The organism is Rufibacter aurantiacus, assembly GCF_017916345.1.
Classification (GTDB): domain Bacteria; phylum Bacteroidota; class Bacteroidia; order Cytophagales; family Hymenobacteraceae; genus Nibribacter; species Nibribacter roseolus.
Window position 1 is genome coordinate 204744 of the sequence record NZ_JAFMSV010000006.1, and the last position, 19207, is coordinate 223950.

Consider the following 19207-nt stretch of genomic DNA (forward strand, 5'->3'; position numbering starts at 1 on the left):
GAAGGAATTTTAGAGGTTAAAAGAGGCGGCGGGGTATTTAAGGTGAGGGAAATGGGTTCAGGCTAACCTGTCTGATGCAACTCTATGAAATTGCGGTGCAGGGTGAGTACGCCCCGCTGTTCCAACTTCTTCAGCAGCCGCGAAATGACCTCGCGGGAGCTGTTCAGTTCCCCCGCAATCTGTTGGTGCGATATCCTGAGTTGGTTTCCTTTCACCTGCTGGTTTTTTCTCAGGTAGAACAGCAGCCGCTCGTCCAGGCTTCTGAAGGCCACGGCATCCAGGGTCTGGAGCAGTTCCTCAAAGCGCTCGCGGTAGGTGCCTATCACAAACATATGCCAGCTGGGGTACTTGGTGAGCCAGCGCTCGGCCACGTGCATGGGCACCAGCAGCACCCTGGCCGCGGAGACCGCCTGGGCTGAGATTTCGCTTTGCTCCTGCCGGGCGGCGCACAGCATGGAAAGCGCACAGGCCTGGCCCGGCTCCAAGAAATACATCAGGAACTCGTGGTCTTCCTCGTCCTGGCGAGAAACCTTTAGCAGCCCCTCCAAAAGCAAAACCGATGATTTCAGGTACTGCCCCGTCCTGATGACCATCTCCCCTTCCGGCAGATCTTTCACGGTAGCTTCTTGCAGGAGTTCTGCCCGCAGGTCAGGTTCCAGGTTGGCGAAATGCTGCTGGATCAGGGTTTCTAAGTTATCCATGGTCTACGAACGAAGCCCACCCCGCCTTAGATACATTTTCCCGGAAACAGGCCCTGAACCGCTTTTCCGGAAACCGAATAATCTTTCTATTTTCGGGTTCCACTAAAGCCCACGATCCATGCTGTTGCACTTGCTTCTGCCTTTCCTTCTTTCTTTTGCCGGCCTCTTCGCGCCCAGCGCGCCGGCGCTCACCGGCCAGGAGGTTCTTAGAAAGATGCATAGCAAGTACCAGGGCAAGTTCAACCCCTATTTCACCTTCGACCAGAAAGCCATTATCTACAAAAGCACTCAGGATTCTTCTGAGCAGGTTTGGCACGAGGCTCTGGCATTACCGGGAAGGCTGGTGATCAAGTTCGAGGATTTTGAGAAAGGCAATGGCGCTATCTACGCCCAAGACAGCCAGTTTGTGTTCAAGGACAACGCCCTGCAGACCCGCGCCCGGCGGGTGCACGAGGTTCTGGTGCTGGGCTTTGATGTGTACCACCAGCCGGTGGAACGCAGCGCGGCGCAATTACAGGAGGCCGGTATAGATCTTTCCAAGGCTTTTTCCACTGCCTGGCAGGGCCGCAAAGTGTACGTGGTGGGCGTCAGCTCCCTGGACGAGAAAGCCAGCCATTTCATCATTGACCAGGAAAAGCTTTGGGTACTGCAGACCGTGCGGCAAACCGGCGACCGCCGCAACGTGGTGGACCTGAAAGGCTACCAAAGCGTGAAAGGCAACTGGGTAGCCACCGACCTCACCTTCTCGCTCAACGGCAAAACCACCATGCACGAGGTCTACTACAACATGAAATTCCCCAAAACCTTACCCGCTGACCTGTTTACCGTGGCCGGCTTCAAGGCAGCCCGCTGGTAAGGCATTTTTGCCCTGCTTTTCAGAAATCAGCTTAAAACAAATCAGATTAATACTCCTAGAAACAAACACCCTTCACCCGCAACCACATGGCCACTTCCAAAATGACCCCGGAACAGATTGAGCAGAAAATAGAAACCTTCTTCGTTACGGTTCCGGCGTTTGCCCAACCCATCTTTGAAAAAATAAGGAATGCCATTGCCACCGCAGATCCGGCCTTGGTTCCAACCTGGAAATGGAATACGCCGGTGTACGAGAAATCCGGCCCGGGAATGGTGTGTGCCGTGAGCGCGCATAAACAGCATGTGAACCTTTCGTTCTTCCAGGGGGCTTTACTGCCAGATCCGCATGGGTTGTTCTCCAGCAGCGAGGATGCCAAGGCCATGCGCACCATCAGGTTTACCCCTGACGCCCAGGTAAACGAAGACCAACTGGTGGATTATGTGCGGGCCGCCACTCAACTGAAAGCCGGCACGGCCGCCAAATCAACAGAGCGCAGTGTGGTTGAAATCCCCGAGGACCTGAAACAGGCTTTAACTGAGGCTCAGCAACTTGAAAAATTTGAAGGATTGGCCTATACGCACCGCAAGGAATACGTGCGCTGGGTAAACGAAGCCAAACGCACTGAGACCCGCGACTCCCGCATCCAGAAAACCGTGGAACGCATCACGGAGGGGAAGAAATTCAGCTAGTCTCCTTCTGGGCTTCCTCAATATCGCGCAGGAACTCGCGTTGGTCCCCCAGGTGGTTAATGTCCGTTTCCACCTCCTCGGTAGAGGCGTAGAGACTGCCGCCGTACTTCATATCCAGGTACTTGGCGGTGAGTTTGAACGGCACCTCAAAACCATCGGGGAGGGCATCATCGGCGCCTACGGCCATCAGGAAAATGGTCTTGCCTTTTAGTTTGCGGCCCAAAGGTTTCTGTACGGTGACCAGATCGGTGAGGCGGTCAAAGAAGGTCTTGAGCTGCGCACTCATGGCGTACCAATACACCGGGGTGGCCAGCACAATTACCTGGTGCGGCAACATCAGGTTGATGAGGTGATTGAACTCGTCCTCGGCCGGATAGTCATGCTCATAGCGGTAGTAACCCACGGTGTAATCCAGCAGGTCCACTAACTGGTGCGGCGTATCCTGGAAGACTTTCTCCAGGAACAATCTCGTGTCGCTTTCCTTGCGGGCGCTGGCCAGGAGAATGAGCGGGAGCTGGTTCATATCCTTTTCCGGTCAGTGGCTTTATTCCTGGTGCAGCCAGGCATATTTGTTCTTCTTCCAATAGATAATGCCGCCTCCGCATTCCTCCAGAAGGTGGGTAAAAATTCCTTCTCCTTTTAAGGTAACTGCATGTAAAGAGTCCGGCCCAATGATGTCACCTGTTTCCTCATCTACCAGGGTTGGGGCGACGCTTTCACCTTTGGGTATTTTCTTGAAAACCTCAATCCAATTAAGATCGGTCATTTCGTTCACTTCCCGTCCAGCCCCAAAAACAAAGTACTCTTTCGGTTTCTGGCCATGAAGAATGAGAATCCCCTTTTCAGCGGTTCTTTTATTACTTACCAGAAAGGCAATGTCCTGCAGATTATCTCCGTTGAAATCACCTTCCAGGAAAGAGGGCGAGGTAAAATCTGCCAATTGGTAAAGGGTGTCTAACTGCATACCGGCAAACTGAGGCGCCCACTGTGCGGGAAGAGCCTTTTTCTTTACAGGAGTTGCAGCCACAGAATCTGGTCTTGCCGGGGCAGCCGCACTCACCAATGCTACAGGTGGTTCTGATGTTTGTTCTTTTGGCTCTTGAGCGGCATGCCCGCACCCGCTTAAAACCAGCACTAGTAGCAGTCCAGATAATTGCCTCACGGTCATGCTTGCTTTTTGAAATAAGTTGTCCTAAGAACCCTTGATTTACTCCACCACGTGGGCCACGAACTGAGAGAGGTTCGTAATGATACCGCGCTCGCGGCGGAACCCGATAGCGCTGCCTTCACCGGCCCAGAAAACGCCTGCCTGGTAACGGTAACCCTGGGTATCCTGGGGCAGTTCGGCCCAGGCCTGGTAGACGTGCGGTTGGTAGCCATAATCACCCGTGGTGGAGGAGACATCGGTGTTCTCGTGGACCTGGATGTTCTGACCCTCGCGGCCGAAGAAAGGTTTCTCCACGGCTTTGCCAGAGAAGGACGTAAACTCGGTTCTCAGTAACAGCGGATGATACGGAAACTGTTGCCAAAGCCAGGCCAGCATGCCTTTGCTTTGGAAAATGAGCGAGTATGCCGGATTGGCGATCATCACGCTGCGGGAATATTGCAGGTCTATGAGGTCTGAGCAGAGGCCTGGCTCCAGCTCCAGGAACAATTCCCAGGGCACCAGTTTGAACAGGAACGGGAACTTACGCCACTGCTCGGCGCCCACCTGGGCCCAGATGCCGCGCTCGGCGCCTAACGTGGAGACTTGCATCTCGTGGGCGGCGCAGATGTGGGTATCATAACCAGCCTCGTGGGCGGCTTGCGCCAGCACCTCGCAGTTGGTGTAGTCTTCCTTGCTATCAGGCATGTAAATAAACAGCAGGGCGGGCTCCAACTCAGGATTCAGGCCCTGCCAGGTGCGGAACTGCTCTACCAGACCTTCATACAGCCCGTTGGCCTGCTGACTTTCATTTTTGCCGGCGGCGGCCAGGCTGGCCCATTGCACCACTGCCGTCTCGGGGATGGCGGTGGCGGTATCGGCGTTGAACTCCAGCAGCTTCACACCCTCTGGGGTCTGCGCGAAGTCAAAGCGGCCATAGATGTGCCAATGCCGGTCATCGTTCCAGGAGTGCCGCACGGCCCGCCACAGTTTCTCCGGAATCCCGATCTTGCGCAAGAAATCATCGGGCACCTCTTCGGGCACGGCTTCCACCATCATCTGGTAAACCGAGGAGGCGGCCTCCAGAAGCTCATCGGCGGCCGCCTGGGTCAGGACCACTGCCTCGCCAGACAGATAAGTCTGGCATTCTTCCTCCACTACCCACTCCCACCCCATCTGGCGGACCATTCTAGTCACATCGCCGTGGTGCGGCATCAGTTTTACAGGGAGCGCGGTATCTGGCATAGCAGGAAATATCTTAAGTGGATGAAGGATACAAAAAGTTAATTACAACAAGGCGATTCAAGGCCGTTTTGCGAAAAACAGCCCTGAAACGAAACTAAAATCAAGAAAGAGAAAAGACCAGCGCCAGCTGATTAACCACCAAAACCCGATCTTCCGCCGAAGCCTCCTGAGCTTCTCCCGAAGGTGCCGGACCGGCTGCTGCTGGGGCGGGTGGACCGCACGGTACCGGAGGAGGTAGACGGACGGCTATACGCGCCGGTAGTTCCCCTGAAAGCCTGGGCTCCCCTGCTCCGCTCGGCGTAGGTTTGCTGGCGCCAGGCATCGTTACGGCGCATGGTAGCCGGGTTGGAATAATACGCCGGGTTAGGATTCATCATTCGGCCGGCCATGTACCCGATGCTGCTCCACATCAACACGTTCATCAGTCCGAAGCCAGAACCGTTCACCGGATTGGCCTGGGTGTATTGCTGCATCTGCCGCTCCAGCTCCAGACCTTTTAAGGTATCTACCTGCCCGTTGTTATGCTTGAGAATAGCCATCACCTGGCCGGGGCCGGCGGGGCGCTCGTCGGTGATGCGCCAGTTGTCCGGGCTGATCTCCGTCATCTCGGTGATCACGCCCTGGCTGTACTGCGGGGCGGCCTCACCGGCATTCCACTCCGTGGAGGCTTCGTTCTGGGCCGAGCGGTTATCTGAGCAGGAAGATAGCCCCAGGCAGGCGGCGGCACTCACCAACAGTACGTTGCGTGAGAAATCACCAATGAGGAAATAGCGCTTTTTCATGGTTAAGGATACGCAGCCGTTTAGGGCTGGTTTTTGTAAAAGTAAGCTTTAAACGCAAACCAAAGGATTAGTCGCAGATTCAACGGTTTTCTTACTCCCACAGCGGATAATGTTCCAAATGTACTTTCTGCTGAAAAAAGATCTGGGTAGAGGCCTCAAAGGAAACCGTGTAATCTGATACATAGAAGTGCGGCTCGCCAGGCAACCGCTCAGAAGCGATACCGGTTTCTGCCAGCACTTTGCCCAGGTGCCTGGCCACCAGTTCTGAGGCGTCCAGCACCTCTACCCGGCCCTGGTAAAATTCAGTGATCTGCTCTTTAATGAGCGGATAGTGCGTACAGCCCAGAATCAAAGCCTCAATGTTCGCCAGCGCCGGGTCTGACAGGTAGGTCTGGATCACGCTCTCTGAGATGGTGTTGTTGAAGAAGCCTTCCTCAATCATGGGCGCCAGCAGCGGCGTGGCCACAGACTTGAGTTGTACCCCGGCGTTGAGGTCATCAATCTTCTTTTTATAGACGTTGGAGTTCACGGTCTGTTTGGTGCCTATGAGACCCACGGTTTTGCCCGCGAACCTTTCTCCCACATACTGCACCACAGGGTCAATGACATTCAGGACATGGGCCTTACTGCCAACGTATTCCCGCACCAGTTCATAGGCCGCCGCTGATGCAGAATTGCACGCAATGAGAATTATTTTACAATTCTGCCTTATAAGCAGGTCGCAGATTTTGACGGAGTACGCCTGGATGGCGGCCGTTGATTTATCGCCGTAAGGCAGGTGGGCGGTATCCCCGAAGTAGACCAGTTGCTCCTCGGGTAAATGCGCTTTAATCGCTTTAGCAACGGTTAAGCCGCCTATTCCGCTATCAAAAACACCTAAGGGGCGCGCCCAGTTTTCAGCTTTTATCATCTGTAAGAAATTACGCGGGATGGGGTAAAAACAGACCATCCGTAAAAACACTCATATTTATAAAATGCAAATCTAAAATGCATTTTACTGCAACAACCCTAAATCAATGGGCGTAAAAGACCATACAAGTTGAAACTAAAAAAGGAGGAATAAAAATGAAAGTAATGTCAACCCGTGCCCACGGGATCATGGATTATCTGGTGGGTCTATTATTAATTGCTGCTCCATTTGTCCTTGATTTTGACCGTGGCGGAGCAGAGACTTGGGTGCCTGTGATTGTGGGTGCCGTGATTATTTTACAGAACCTCATGACTAACTGGGAAGTAGGCGTGTTCAGAGCTTTGTCTGCTAACATGCACTTGAACATGGACTACCTGATTGGTATTTTCTTAGCCGCCTCTCCCTGGATCTTCAATTTTGACGAGTATGTATACCTGCCACACCTGATTGTAGGTATCGTGATTTTATTGCAAGCCATGATGACTCGTGTAGTGCCAGCCCACGGGGCCGTTACCAACGCTAGAATGCACCACGGCCACACCCACTAAGGGTAGTGATTAGATTGAGTTAATTGAGTTAAAGACAAAGCAGAAAGGGCCGGGATTTTCCCGGCCTTTTTTGTGCCCTCCATTTTTCCCTGAACTGTCTCTGGTTTACGCTTTTCTGTTTGCGTACCTTTGCGCCATGAATTACCTTTCAGCAGACTCTATCTCTAAAAGCTTCGGCGACCGCTGGCTTTTCCAGAACCTTACTTTTGGCCTTAACCGCGGGCAGCGCATTGCATTGATCGGCGCCAACGGGGCCGGCAAAACCACCCTTCTCCAGATTCTGGCGGGCACCATTCCGCCAGACGGCGGTAGCGTAAGCGTGCGTAAAGGCATCAAAGTGGGCTATCTCTGGCAACAGCCTGAGTTCCCGGCAGGCGCCACCGTGCAGGATGCCATTTTCTCGGGTCAGACCGAGGTATTGGATGCCATCAGAGACTACGAGGCTTGCCTGGAAGACCCTAATACCTCTGACAAACGCATGCAGCAGGTGATGGAGCGCATGGAAACCCTCCACGCCTGGGAATACGAGGTGCGCACCAAGCAGATCCTGGGCAAACTGGGCATCCAGAACCTGGACGTACAGGTAGAGCACCTATCCGGCGGACAGAAGAAGCGCGTGGCTATGGCCCGGGTCCTGATTGAAGAACCAGACCTGCTCATCCTGGATGAGCCTACGAACCACCTGGACCTGGAAACCATTGAGTGGTTTGAAAACCTTTTGACCACTGAGCAGACCACCCTCCTGATGGTGACCCACGACCGTTATTTCCTGGACCAGGTGGCCAACGAGATCGCGGAACTGGACCGTGGCCAGGTCTATACTTACAAAGGCAACTACAGCTATTACGTAGAGAAAAAGGCCGAGCAAGAAGAAGCCAACGCTGCCGAGATGGGCAAAGCCAAGCAGCTCCTGAAGAAAGAACTGGAGTGGATGCGCAAGCAGCCCCGAGCCCGGGGCACCAAGTCTAAATCAAGGGTAGATGCTTTCTATGACCTCAAAGACAAGACCTCGCAGAAAGACACGCGCACTTCCCTGGAACTGTCTGTGAAGAGCACCCGGCAGGGAAACCAGATCCTGGAAATTGACCACCTGAGCAAAAGCTTCGGGGAGAAAGTGGTACTGGATGACTTCAGCTACATCTTCCGGAAGAAGGACCGCGTGGGCATTGTGGGCCCCAACGGCGCCGGCAAAACCACCTTCCTGAATATGCTCACCGGCCGCCTGGCCCCGGACAGCGGCGAAATCATTGCCGGACAGACCACCGTTTTCGGTTACTACACCCAATCTGAGCTAACTTTCAACGAGAACCAGCGCGTAATTGACGTAGTGAAGGAAGTAGCCGAGGTAGTGGAAACCGGCAACGGCGAGGTGATCACCGCCAGCCAGTTCCTGCAGCACTTCCAGTTTCCGCCGGCCCAGCAATACACCTTTGTGAGCAAACTGAGCGGCGGCGAGAAGCGGCGCCTGCAGTTGCTGCGCGTGCTTATCAAGAACCCGAACTTCCTCATCCTGGATGAGCCCACCAACGACCTGGACATCCAGACGCTGAACATCCTGGAGGACTTCCTCTTGAACTTCGGGGGTTCCCTGCTCATCGTGTCCCACGACCGTTATTTCATGGACCGCCTGGTGGAGCACTTGTTTGTGTTTGAGGAAAACGGCCAGCTCCGCGACTTCCCCGGCAACTACACAGACTACCGCGAGTGGGCCAAGGAGCGCGAGAACATGAAGCTGGACGAGGTGAAACCAATTGTAAAAGAAACCACTGCCCCAGCCTCAACCCCAGCTCCAGCCGCTGCCCCCGTAGCAGATGCCACGCCTAAACGGAAAGCTTCTTTTAAGGAGAAGCAGGAATATGAGCGCCTGGAAAAGGAGATTGAAAACCTGGAAGCCGAAAAGGACACTTTAGCGGAAGAAATGAACTCCGGCGCTGCCGATCATAAGCGCCTGGCAGAACTGGCCCAACGCATCAAAGACATCAACACTGCGGTAGAAACCAAAACCGAGCGCTGGCTGGAACTGGCGGAGATTGTTTGATATAAGTATCAGGAAGCACGTATCAAGTATCACGATGAAGGTTTCAGTTTCAGGCTCGTTTCCTAAAAAACGAGCCTGAAACTGAAACCTTCGGCTTTTCTGGGCATTTCCATTTCCAGGCTAATTTTCTAAAATCGGCCTTTAAACAGGGAAACTTGACTTAGCAAGAGACAAACATCATTCTTTAATTGATAGGGCCAAAAGCAGCCCGGCCCGGAAGGATTGTATTCCCTCCGGGCCGGGCTGCTTTATTATCGTTCGTCTTGCTACTTGTTACTAATACACATTGGGTTTACGTTGGTAACTGAAGGAGAAACCTACTTTCTGCGGGGTACTCACCTGCTGTTCCTCCAGTTTCTGCTTCACAGTGATTTTCCTGATTTCCTCTACATCCGGGGCAATGAGGTCATTGTTCACGGAGGCCACCATGGCGCTTTCAATGAAGAGCCGAAGCGTTTCCTCGGTAATCACGTTTCTGGCCATGTCATTGTAGGTGAGGTCAAGCTGCTTCACGCCTTCCAGGTAGAAGTGGTTTTCTATGTTGATGAGCACCCGACCCAGCAGATAGCCAGGATCGTTCAGGCGGTTGTATTTGATGGAATCTGCCATAAAGTTGTAGGCCATGATGTGCCCGAAGAATCGGCGGCGGAAGTCTTCATCCACGTAGCGGCTCTTCATTAGTTCATGGTCCTCGGGCAGGGTGATCACGTTGGAGTGCATCACAAACATGAGCAGGTCGCCGGAAAATTTAATATGGAACTCAAAGTCATTGATGCTGCGGTATTCAATGACCACGTTGGAATCTACCTCGTTTATTCTTTTCCTAAGATTATCCACCAACTCAATAGAACAGGCTCTTAGTTGCTCAAAAATGGTGCGGGTATTTCTGAAAATAGCTTGCTTGGTTGTTGACTTCTGCCGCAATCCCTCAAAAATGGTCTCAATTCTATCTTCCATGGTACACCGTTTCGTAAGACATATTGCTGTGCCCGCAAAGGCAATGCATCTTTAATAGTACTTTCCGCAAGGACTTTAGGTTATAAATTTCCTGATTCAGCCGGGAAGATAAGTTTCTTTTGGGCTAGTTCCTGCATTTCTGAGCCAGAAACACCTGTTTTTTCCTGTAGCACCTGCCAGGTATGCTGCCCAAGGCGGGGCGGCTCAGAAATAGCAAAATGCGTAGATGCTGGCCCTGTAAAAGCAATCTGCCGCACCCCTTGGGGCTTCCCTTCCCCGTTTGCCAGCAACTGAGAATGCACCAATGGCTGAGCCAGTGCCTCTGATACGGAATGCACCGCCCCGGCCGGAACATGCTGTGCTACCAAAGCCTCCAGAAGTTCTTTCTGCGGAACCCTGGAGACCAACTCCCGAAGCTTATGGTTGAGAGAATCCCGGTGAAGGACCCGCTGCCGGTTGGTCTGGTATTGGCCATTCTGGGCCAACTCAGGCTCGCCCAAAACCCGGCAGAGTGCCTGGAATTGCCGGTCATCTCCAACCGCCAAAACCACCTCTTTGCCGTCTCCCGTGCGATAAACAGTTCCGTAGGGCACGATGTTAGGATGTTCTGAGCCCATTCTCTCAGGATCTACCCCTCCTACCAGGTAATTGGTGGCTTGGTTGGCCAGGGAGGAGATGGCCGCCTTGAGAAGAGAAACCTCTATATATTGACCTTGTCCCGTTTTCTCTCTTCGGTAAAGCCCCGCTAAGAGTCCTTCTTTTAGCTGATGGGCAGCCAAAAGGTCAATCAAAGCCACGGGCATTTTCACGGGCGGACCATCTGGTTCACCGTTGAGGAACATAAAACCTGCCTCGGCCTGCAATACGGCGTCATATCCCGCCCGGGACACCTCGCTCCCGTACCCTGTGATGTGGCCATACAGTAGCCTGGAGTTGAGCTGAGACAGCGTGGCATAATCCATCTGCAGCTTTTCGGCATCGCCGGGTTTGAAACTGACCAGCGCCACATCTGCCTGGGCAATGATCTTATAGACCAATTCTTTCCCTTCTTCACTGGACAAGTCCAGCACCACGGATTTCTTTCCCCAGTTAGCGGAGGCAAAGTACGCCGACACGGAACTGGAAGGACTTTCTGAAGGCAGTTTCCAGCGGCGGGTCACGTCTCCCTGGGTTTTGGGACTTTCAATCTTTATCACCTCGGCGCCCAACTCCGCGAAGAACTGGCCTACGCTGGGCCCGGCCAATACACTCGCAAACTCCACTACCACCAGATCTTGAAAAAGCCCTTTGTCTGAATCCATGCGTTTTAATGCTGTTTTTCCAAAAATGGGCAAAAAAGAACAAACGCAACCACCCTGCCCCTGAGGCCCATAAAAAAAGTAGGCAGCGACCAAAGATCGCTGCCTACTTAGCATCCTATCAATCCAATTCTATTTTTACCGGATCACGATCCGTTGGGTGGTGCTTCTTCCATTGGCGGTGATGGAGAGGGTGTAGATACCAGCCCTCAGGTTCAATCCGGTTAAGTTCAAGTCTACGTCTGAGGCCACGTTGCTAAGTTGCTGACTGTGCAGCACCCGTCCGCTCAGATCGGCTAGCCTGATGATGGCGCCGCCATTCACTACTTCCTGGAACCGGATACCTACTCTACCGTCTGTTACCGGGTTAGGGAACACGCTCACCGCTGCCTGACTGGCCGCTCCGGCGTTGTGGCTCACCGCAATCACTTTGGAGAACTCAAAGGCACCGTCAAAGTCAACTTGTCTCAAGCGGTAGTACATGGTTCCGGAGGCTGCGCTACGGTCTGTGTAAGCATAGTCAACCAGCGCGGAGGAGTTACCGTTACCTTTCACTTCGCCCACTTTCCTGAAGTCCTTGCCGTTGGCGCTGCGCTCAATCTCAAAGCGGTCGTTGTTGATCTCAGAGGCTGTGCTCCAGGCCAGTTCCACCGCCCCGTTACGGGAGGCACCTTCAAATCTGGTGAGCGTTACTGGCAGCGGGTTACCGTTACCGCAGTCTTTCACCACTACAGACTCTTCTGCCACGCTGCTAGCACATTCGTTAGTAGCGGTTACCCTAAAGGTGTACGGCTGACCTAACTGCGATTCTTCAAACACGGCCACCACGGTCACGTATCCAGGTCCTTCTTCCAGGACAATGAAGCCTTCCGGTACATCAAAGGTGTAGGTTACCCCGCTCTGCATCTGCGCTACCCTGATGGTAGTTGGCTCATCGGCTAGGTTGCAGACAGAATCTGGGGCTACCAGGGCCACGGTTGGTTTGGTGCACCCACCGGTTGAGCCGCAATCTTCTACGTTCACTGGCTTGCAGACCGCCTCGGCGCCACAGTTATTTCCATTTACGGCTACCACGGTCACAAAGAGGGTTGAATCTGGCTTGGCGTTGTTCACCATGATGTTCACGTAGCCGTAACCCTGAGACACAATCTGGAATTCTTCTGGCAGGAAGAATTGGTATTTTACTTTGCCTAGCGGATCTCTATCTTCAACCGCAATCTTATAGATTTTTTCACCGGAAGAGCACACCACAGAAGGAGAAGTCACGGTAAGGTCTGGTTTGGCGCAGGAGCCACAATTTGACTTGAGTTTAACGGCCACCGTTGCATCACCGGCCTCACAGATTGCTTTGTTCTTTTTAGGGTTACTGGCAATGGACACAGATACATCGCCGGCCGCTGCCCCCGCTTTCACAATCAGGGTGTTGGTGTTCTGGCCTGACACAATGGTCCATCCGGTTGGCACAGACCAGGAGAAGTCATATGATTTGTTGTTTCCATTTCCGTTACCATTGCCATTCACCTTACCGGCAGATGCCTTGTAGACCAGCACATCTCCGGGGCAGAAATTAGCATCACCTTGAATGGACACTGCTACTGCTTTGCCAGGTTTCACAGGCAGGGTTGCCACTTTAGTACCGCAGGCCGCATGGTTCACGGTCACCTTCATGGTACCGTTTTTCATTCCCACTTTCACTTTCACCTTATTGGTACCCTGGCCGCTTACAATTTCCCAGCCCTTGACAGGCGTGTTATCTTGCGCTCTGGGCACATCCCATGCATAGGAAGTATATTCATTTGCAATGGAGTACTCTACGGTTTCACCTGGGCAAGGACTGGCAGGACCTTCTATTGGTCTCGGCTGAGACTCATTACAGTTGTTGCCGCCGTTACCTCCTCCATTATTACCGCCACCATTGCCGCCTCCATTACCACCACCGTTGTTTCCACCGCCATTGTTGCCGCCGTTTCCGTTGCCGTTTCCTCCACCGTTGCCATTGCCACCATCATTGTTTCCTCCGTTATTGTTAGTGCAACCTTTCAGATCAAAGGAAACCATCCCTACAGTGGTAGAAGCTTTGGCCTCGGCTCTTAGTGAAGTCATCCGGCTGAAATCCGCCCCGGAGATGGTGTAAGAAAAATCAGCGGTTCTGCCGTTTTTGTAACCAGAACCGGTGTTGAACTTAATGGAATAGAAAGGATTTTTGGTGCCGTTCTCATACCCATTGGAAGGACCGGTAGCAGAGATGGCCTTCGCGCCACTGGGCAATTCAAAGGAGGCATGGCTAAGGTCACGGTTGCAGTTCACTCTCACCCCGAAGGAAAGTGTAACCGTTCCATTGGTGTTTTTGGTAACACCTTTGAAATTGAAATCAAAGCATTCGTCAGATTTGGATCCGGAGCACTGGGCCTGCACCTGGGTAATTAGACCAAAAAGTAAAAACAATAAGGTACCAGCCCATGAAAGTAAAGTTCTTTTCATGATAGGAGAATAATTGGATAGTAAAAAGGATGTGATTAAGACACACGTATTCAATATCCTCGGCCAGGGAGGAGGGGAAGGAAAAAAGGGGCAAAGCCAGATCAACTATAAATTGTCTATAGCACTGGGCTTAATCAGAAGTTATCAGGGGGAAAGTACAGTTTTTGCCATCGCCTCAATCGTTATTGGTTTGAAACTCAGTCTATTTTGGTTAAATACAATCTATTTTCTTTAACGACACCTAAAAACTGTGGTTGCACCAGAATTGCACTTTCAGTCTATAGCACAAATATTTTCTTTACAAAATACAGCACACACCCTGCCTTAACTGTATTTATAGAAGATTTTGGGCTAAAATCCCCTAAATCTTAAATATTCAATATATGACGCTTCTAATAGATGTAACACCCAAATGCAGACCTACAACCTCCTACCCCAGAATGATTTCAATACAATTATAATAGAGACAACAGAGCACCTAGGCTGTTTTTATTATGAATGAGTTATCCAGCATTTGCCCTTCTCATTCCAACACCGGAGATATTCTTCACCCTGCCTTCATTGGTTACTCCCATCACTGCCACAACCCCTCGCCTTCCCTTTAACAGCTTCCTTTCTACAAAACCGATTGTTTGGCAAAAACAGCCCTAAAACGGAAACAGGCAGCGACTTTTGGTCGCTGCCTGTTTAACATCCTATCACTCTTTTCTTTTATCTCACCATCACGCGCTGGGTAGTGTTCTGGCCGTTGGCGTTTACTGAGATCAGGTAGATACCGGCTTTCAGGTTAAGGTTGGTCAGGTTCAGGGCTATCTCGCCTTCCACGCTGGCTACCTCCTGGGCGTGAAGCACTCTGCCGCTCAAGTCTACCAGACGAACTGTGGCACTGCCTTTCACTTGATCCTGGAAGCGGATGCTCACTCTGCCATCGGTTACCGGGTTAGGGTATACACTTACTGCGGCATTGCTGCTGGCAGTGGCGGCGTGACTTACTGCAATCACTTTGGAGTATTCAAAGGCATTGTCAAAGTCAACTTGTCTCAGGCGGTAGTATACGGTTCCGGAGGCTGCGCTGCGGTCTGTGTAAGAATAGTCCACGGTGGCAGTTGAGTTTCCGTTTCCTTTCACTTCACCCACTTTCTTGAAGTCTTTGCCGTTGATGCTACGCTCAATCTCAAAGCGGTCGTTGTTTTTCTCAGAAGCTGTGCTCCAGGCCAATACTACGGCGCCGCTGCGAGAAGATCCTTCAAATCTGGTAAGTGCTACAGGAAGTGGGTTACCAAGTCCGCAGTCTGCTACTACAATTGAAGCGTTGGCTGTCTGGGTGCCGCACTCGTTGGTGGCGGTTACCGAGATGGTTTGTGCCTGACCTAATTGGGCTTCTTCAAACACTGCTACCACGGTTACGTATCCTGCGCCTTCATCCAGCACGATGAACCCTTCTGGTACGGTGAAGGTGTAGGTAACGCCTTCCTGCATTTCAGCTACTCTAATGGTTGTTGGCTCATCGGCTAAGTTACAGATAGTGTCTGGAGCAACCAGGGCAACTTTAGGCATCACACATGGAGGAGTTGTTCCGCAGTCTTTCACATCAACTTTCAGGCAAACTGCCTCGGCACCACAGTTGTTTGCGTTGATAGCGACAACTGTCACATACAAGGTAGTATCATTGTTAGCTGAGTTAACATCTATCGTTACAAATCCATTGCCGCTTTCCACTACTGTAAATTCTTCTGGCAGGTAGAAGTGATATTTCACCCCAAGCTTAGGATTCTTTACTCTGAATGTATATCTGTCATCAGTGGCATGGCATACTTCTGAAGGACCGTCTACCTCAAGCTCTGGTTTAGGGCAAGAACCGCATACTGGGCTTACAGTTACCGGGTGGTTATCTGATCCATTTCCGCAATATGAAGGGTCTTTCTTCTTCTTGGCAGCTACTGACACTGCTACGTTTCCTGCATTTGTTCCGGCTCTTACAACCAACTGGCTAGTACCCTGACCTGACACAACTTCCCAGCCAGTTGGCACTGTCCAGTTATAGGCATACTCAACTTCAGAGTTTTTCTTGTTTTGTTTACTCCAGGTAGAAGTACCTACCCCGCCATTGGTTTTTGCATTTGCGACTCCATCAACTACTGCATCAAAAGTAAGCACATCTCCTTTGCAGAACTGCGATTTACCGGTAATATCTACTTTGATAGTTGGGCAAGTTGGTGTTACACCGCAATTCTCTTTCGTTTCAACGTAGATTCCATCAGAAGCTGTACCGCAGTAGCCTTTCTTGTATCCCCCAACTCCGTTTCCGTTGTTGCCGTTTCCGCTTACTTTAGCGTTGTCACTCACATACAGGTTCACTTCACCGTCAGTAGATCCAGGGATTACCACGATTTTATCTGTGCCTTGTCCGCTTTGGATTTTCCAATCTGCAGGGACAGTCCAGTTGTAGATGAACTCATTATTTTTGATGTTGCCGTTTCCTTGCGCTTTCTTGATAGAAGCTGTATAAGTTTGTGGTTGTTTTACGCAGATAGAAACAGGGCCTGAAATAATTACTTCAAAGCTTTTACCTGGTTTAACAGGCAGGGTGGCTACTTTAATACCGCAAACAGGATCATTCACTTTCACTTTCATGGTACCGCTTTTCTGACCTACTCTTACAGTCACGCATTTAGTACCCTGTCCAGATAAGATCACCCAGCCTACTGGCGGCTCACCGGCGTGCGCTCTTGGCACATCCCACTCAAAAGAAGTATAATTACGGTCATTCTCAATGCAATAAGTGATCACATCACCAGGGCAAGGATGCTGGTCGCCCATGATTGGTCTTGGCTGAGAATCACTACAGTTTCCACCGCCGTTGTTACCTCCGGTATTTCCGCCGTTGTTACCACCGTTATTGTTACCGCCCCCGTTGTTGGAAGAGCCGCAATTCTTAGGGTTGAAAGTTACGGCACCCACGTTCTGACCGGCTTTGGCCTGGATGCGGAGAGAAGGCATCAGGTTGTAGGCTGCAGTGTTTACCTCATAAGAGAACACATCCTCTACCCCATTCTTGTACCCGCTAATGCCCTTGCCTTCAAACTTCACTGAGTAGAAAGGATTGTTAGTAGGGTTCTCAACAGTGTAGTTGTATTTGGTTCCCTTAGGGTTAGCGGCTTTCATGCCAACTGGCAGCTCAAAGGCCACGTTGCTCAGGTCTTTGTCGCAGTTGGTTTTAACGGAGAAAGTGAGGCGGGTGGTAGTGGCATTTACCGCGGTGGCGCTCACCAGTTTAAAGTCAAAGCACTCATTGGAGCCAGAGCATTGGGCTTGCGCCTGACTTATAAACCCGAAAAGTATAAGCATAAGGGTGCTTGCCCATGAAAGTACAGTTCTTTTCATGATAGGAGTATTTAAGGTAAATTGGATGTAGATTAGACGTAGTTGTCCCGTGAACCTAAATTCCGGTTTAGGCGGGTATTAAATTTTTAAGCTTGCTTGGTAATAAATCTATTTACTACCTAAACTTAATCTGATTTGCAAAGGGAGGGAAGTAAAGCTTGTTTCATAGTGTATGTAAGGTTTGCTAACTTAGTTATTTTCAATTTCTTTCTATACACGCTTTAACGGAGGCTTAAACTTGCGGTTTCACGCAATTGCATTTTAAAAAAATGTTACAAACAGGTTCTTTAAAATATCATATTAAATACCCTTTTTCAAGCCAAAAAACTTATATTCACGGGGTTTTCAGCCAAAACAGTGGGTTTTTCATATTGTATATTTACAACAACCTTCCTTTAAAAATCTTATCTACAAATTCTATATAGTGCAATTTGTATACAATTCAACAAGTATATATAAATGATAAATTACTTCCGTTTTGAGGCTCTTTGTTCATAAACAACTCCAAACCAATTGGCAGAAAAGACTATCTTTACAGACCTTAATACAAGGGCCAGCATAATTGCACCGCTGGCTTACAAGAAGATACAGAACAATGAGTGTTACATTTGATGATTTCAACCTACAGCCCGACTTACTGGAAGGTATTCGGTCCATGGGTTATAAACAGGCAACTCCTATCCAGGCTCAGGCCATCCCGCACATATTAGAATCAAAGGATCTGATTGCCTGCGCCCAGACAGGTACTGGTAAAACGGCCGCCTTTCTGGTGCCTACGCTCAGCAAGATCACCGAGGCCAAATATGATTTCACCAGCACCCTGGTGTTGGTACCCACCCGCGAGCTGGCCAAGCAGATAGATGACCAGGTAGAGGGCTTGAGCTATTTCACAGGTGCCACCTCTATTGCCATTTACGGGGGCAACAACGCCCAGAACTGGGACCAGCAGAAGAAGGCCCTCACCAGTGGCGCAGACATCATAGTGGCCACGCCAGGGCGCCTGATCGCGCACATGCAGATGGGCTACGTGAAACTGGACCAACTGAAGTACCTGATCCTGGACGAGGCCGATAAAATGCTGGACATGGGCTTTATGGATGATCTTATGAAGATCATCTCCCAACTGCCCAAAGACCGCCAGACGTTGATGTTCTCGGCTACCATGCCGCCTAAAATCCGGAATTTCGCGAAGCAGATCCTGCAGACCCCTGAGGAGATCAGCCTTTCCATTTCTAAGCCGGCGGCCAACATAGACCAGCGCATTTACCTGGTGTATGACAACCAGAAACTTCGGGTGCTGCAGCACATCCTCAAAGACGAGCAGATCCAGACCATGATCCTGTTCACTTCCCGTAAGAACGCCGTAAACGACATTGTGCGCTCTCTGCAGAAAATGGGCTTCGAGGCCGAAGGTATCAGTTCTGACCGTACCCAGGATGAGCGCGAAGCCACCCTCCAGCGTTTCCGGAACAAGCAACTTCAGGTGTTGGTGGCCACTGACGTGATGTCCCGCGGGATTGACGTGGAAGGCATTAGCCACGTGGTGAACTTTGACGTGCCCCAGGACGCGGAGGATTATGTGCACCGCATCGGGCGGACGGCCCGCGCCGAGACTTCTGGTACTGCTATCACGTTTGTAAACGAGCAAGACCAGGAGCGTCTGGTAAAGATAGAGAAACTGATTGAGCGCGAGCTGCCTAAACTGCCTTTACCCGAAGGCCTAGGCGAAGGCCCGGCTTTTGACCCGGTAGGCAACAGCAAAAGAGGTGGTAGCCGCGGCCGGGGAGGCAGACCGGAAGGAAGAGGCGCCAAACCAGAAGGCGGTCGTCCGGAAGGCAGACGTCGCGAGGGCGGCGGAAGCCGCGACAACAATCGGAGAAGAGACGGCAAACCCCGCGGCGAGAAACCAGCCGGTGCTGCTCCCGCTGAAGGTACTACGCCCCGACCGCCCCGGGCAGAAGGGCAACCACAGGAACCCAGAGGTGAAGGAGAAGCAATAAAGCGTAAGAAAAAGCGCCGTAAAAAGCCAGCCGGCTCAAGAGCTACGGAAGTAGGCCATGTAACCCAAGCTCCGCCCGCTGCTTCAGCAGAGTAAATCAGAACCCACCATAACGTTTAACGCCCCTGTTCTAAGGCCGATTTTGTGAAATCGGCCTTAGAACAGGGGCGTTTCT

General features: G+C 51.4%; 15 protein-coding genes. 5 read left to right on the top strand and 10 right to left on the bottom strand.

Annotation, left to right across the window (positions count from 1 at the left end):
* Window positions 1-62 precede the first annotated feature (62 nt).
* On the bottom strand, window positions 63-701 hold the full coding sequence (locus J3P34_RS21855) for a Crp/Fnr family transcriptional regulator (RefSeq protein WP_210490750.1): 639 nt from the start codon (window positions 699-701) through the stop codon (window positions 63-65).
* A 118-nt stretch (window positions 702-819) separates the two neighbouring features.
* Here J3P34_RS21855 and J3P34_RS21860 point away from each other — a divergent pair, with 118 nt between their 5' ends.
* Window positions 820-1557: a hypothetical protein gene (locus J3P34_RS21860; protein WP_210490751.1), complete on the top strand. Its 738-nt coding sequence runs from the start codon at window positions 820-822 to the stop codon at window positions 1555-1557.
* Window positions 1558-1643: 86 nt separating this feature from the next.
* Window positions 1644-2246 carry a DUF1801 domain-containing protein gene (locus J3P34_RS21865; protein WP_210490752.1) on the top strand — a complete coding sequence of 201 codons (603 nt, stop codon included), beginning with the start codon at window positions 1644-1646 and terminating at the stop codon, window positions 2244-2246.
* Here J3P34_RS21865 and J3P34_RS21870 read toward each other — a convergent pair.
* The 5 genes from J3P34_RS21870 to murI form a co-directional block, all read right to left on the bottom strand.
* Window positions 2239-2769 carry a flavodoxin family protein gene (locus J3P34_RS21870; protein ID WP_210465524.1) on the bottom strand — a complete coding sequence of 177 codons (531 nt, stop codon included), beginning with the start codon at window positions 2767-2769 and terminating at the stop codon, window positions 2239-2241. The genes J3P34_RS21865 and J3P34_RS21870 overlap by 8 nt on opposite strands.
* 21 nt (window positions 2770-2790) lie before the next feature.
* Window positions 2791-3273: a hypothetical protein gene (locus J3P34_RS21875; protein ID WP_210490753.1), complete on the bottom strand. Its 483-nt coding sequence runs from the start codon at window positions 3271-3273 to the stop codon at window positions 2791-2793.
* A 180-nt stretch (window positions 3274-3453) separates the two neighbouring features.
* Entirely contained in the window at window positions 3454-4635 is a 1182-nt protein-coding gene (locus J3P34_RS21880) for a glutathionylspermidine synthase family protein (protein ID WP_210490754.1), read from the bottom strand.
* A gap of 131 nt (window positions 4636-4766) precedes the next feature.
* Window positions 4767-5417 (bottom strand): Cj0371 family chemotaxis-regulating polar lipoprotein, encoded by a 651-nt coding sequence (locus J3P34_RS21885; RefSeq protein ID WP_210490755.1) that lies wholly within the window; start codon window positions 5415-5417, stop codon window positions 4767-4769.
* Window positions 5418-5508: 91 nt separating this feature from the next.
* Window positions 5509-6327 (bottom strand): glutamate racemase, encoded by an 819-nt coding sequence (gene murI, locus J3P34_RS21890; RefSeq protein ID WP_210490756.1) that lies wholly within the window; start codon window positions 6325-6327, stop codon window positions 5509-5511.
* A gap of 155 nt (window positions 6328-6482) precedes the next feature.
* Here murI and J3P34_RS21895 point away from each other — a divergent pair, with 155 nt between their 5' ends.
* Window positions 6483-6875: an SPW repeat domain-containing protein gene (locus J3P34_RS21895; RefSeq protein WP_210465529.1), complete on the top strand. Its 393-nt coding sequence runs from the start codon at window positions 6483-6485 to the stop codon at window positions 6873-6875.
* Between the two features lie 136 nt (window positions 6876-7011).
* Window positions 7012-8913, top strand: a complete 1902-nt coding sequence (locus J3P34_RS21900) for an ABC-F family ATP-binding cassette domain-containing protein (RefSeq protein WP_210490757.1) — start codon at window positions 7012-7014, stop codon at window positions 8911-8913.
* A gap of 276 nt (window positions 8914-9189) precedes the next feature.
* On the opposite strand, the gene J3P34_RS21905 is transcribed toward J3P34_RS21900, so the two are convergent.
* The 4 genes from J3P34_RS21905 to J3P34_RS21920 all read right to left on the bottom strand — a co-directional run bounded on the left by J3P34_RS21905 (window position 9190) and on the right by J3P34_RS21920 (window position 16997).
* On the bottom strand, window positions 9190-9870 hold the full coding sequence (locus tag J3P34_RS21905; protein ID WP_210465531.1) for a hypothetical protein: 681 nt from the start codon (window positions 9868-9870) through the stop codon (window positions 9190-9192).
* Window positions 9871-9950: 80 nt separating this feature from the next.
* Window positions 9951-11171, bottom strand: coding sequence for a CaiB/BaiF CoA transferase family protein (locus J3P34_RS21910; RefSeq protein WP_210490758.1), 1221 nt, complete (start codon window positions 11169-11171; stop codon window positions 9951-9953).
* Between the two features lie 135 nt (window positions 11172-11306).
* Complete coding sequence (locus J3P34_RS21915) at window positions 11307-13649, bottom strand: T9SS type A sorting domain-containing protein (RefSeq protein WP_210490759.1); 2343 nt, start codon at window positions 13647-13649, stop codon at window positions 11307-11309.
* Between the two features lie 711 nt (window positions 13650-14360).
* Window positions 14361-16997, bottom strand: a complete 2637-nt coding sequence (locus tag J3P34_RS21920) for a T9SS type A sorting domain-containing protein (RefSeq protein WP_210490760.1) — start codon at window positions 16995-16997, stop codon at window positions 14361-14363.
* Window positions 16998-17628: 631 nt separating this feature from the next.
* Here J3P34_RS21920 and J3P34_RS21925 point away from each other — a divergent pair.
* Window positions 17629-19128 carry a DEAD/DEAH box helicase gene (locus J3P34_RS21925; protein ID WP_246853852.1) on the top strand — a complete coding sequence of 500 codons (1500 nt, stop codon included), beginning with the start codon at window positions 17629-17631 and terminating at the stop codon, window positions 19126-19128.
* Window positions 19129-19207: the final 79 nt, after the last annotated feature.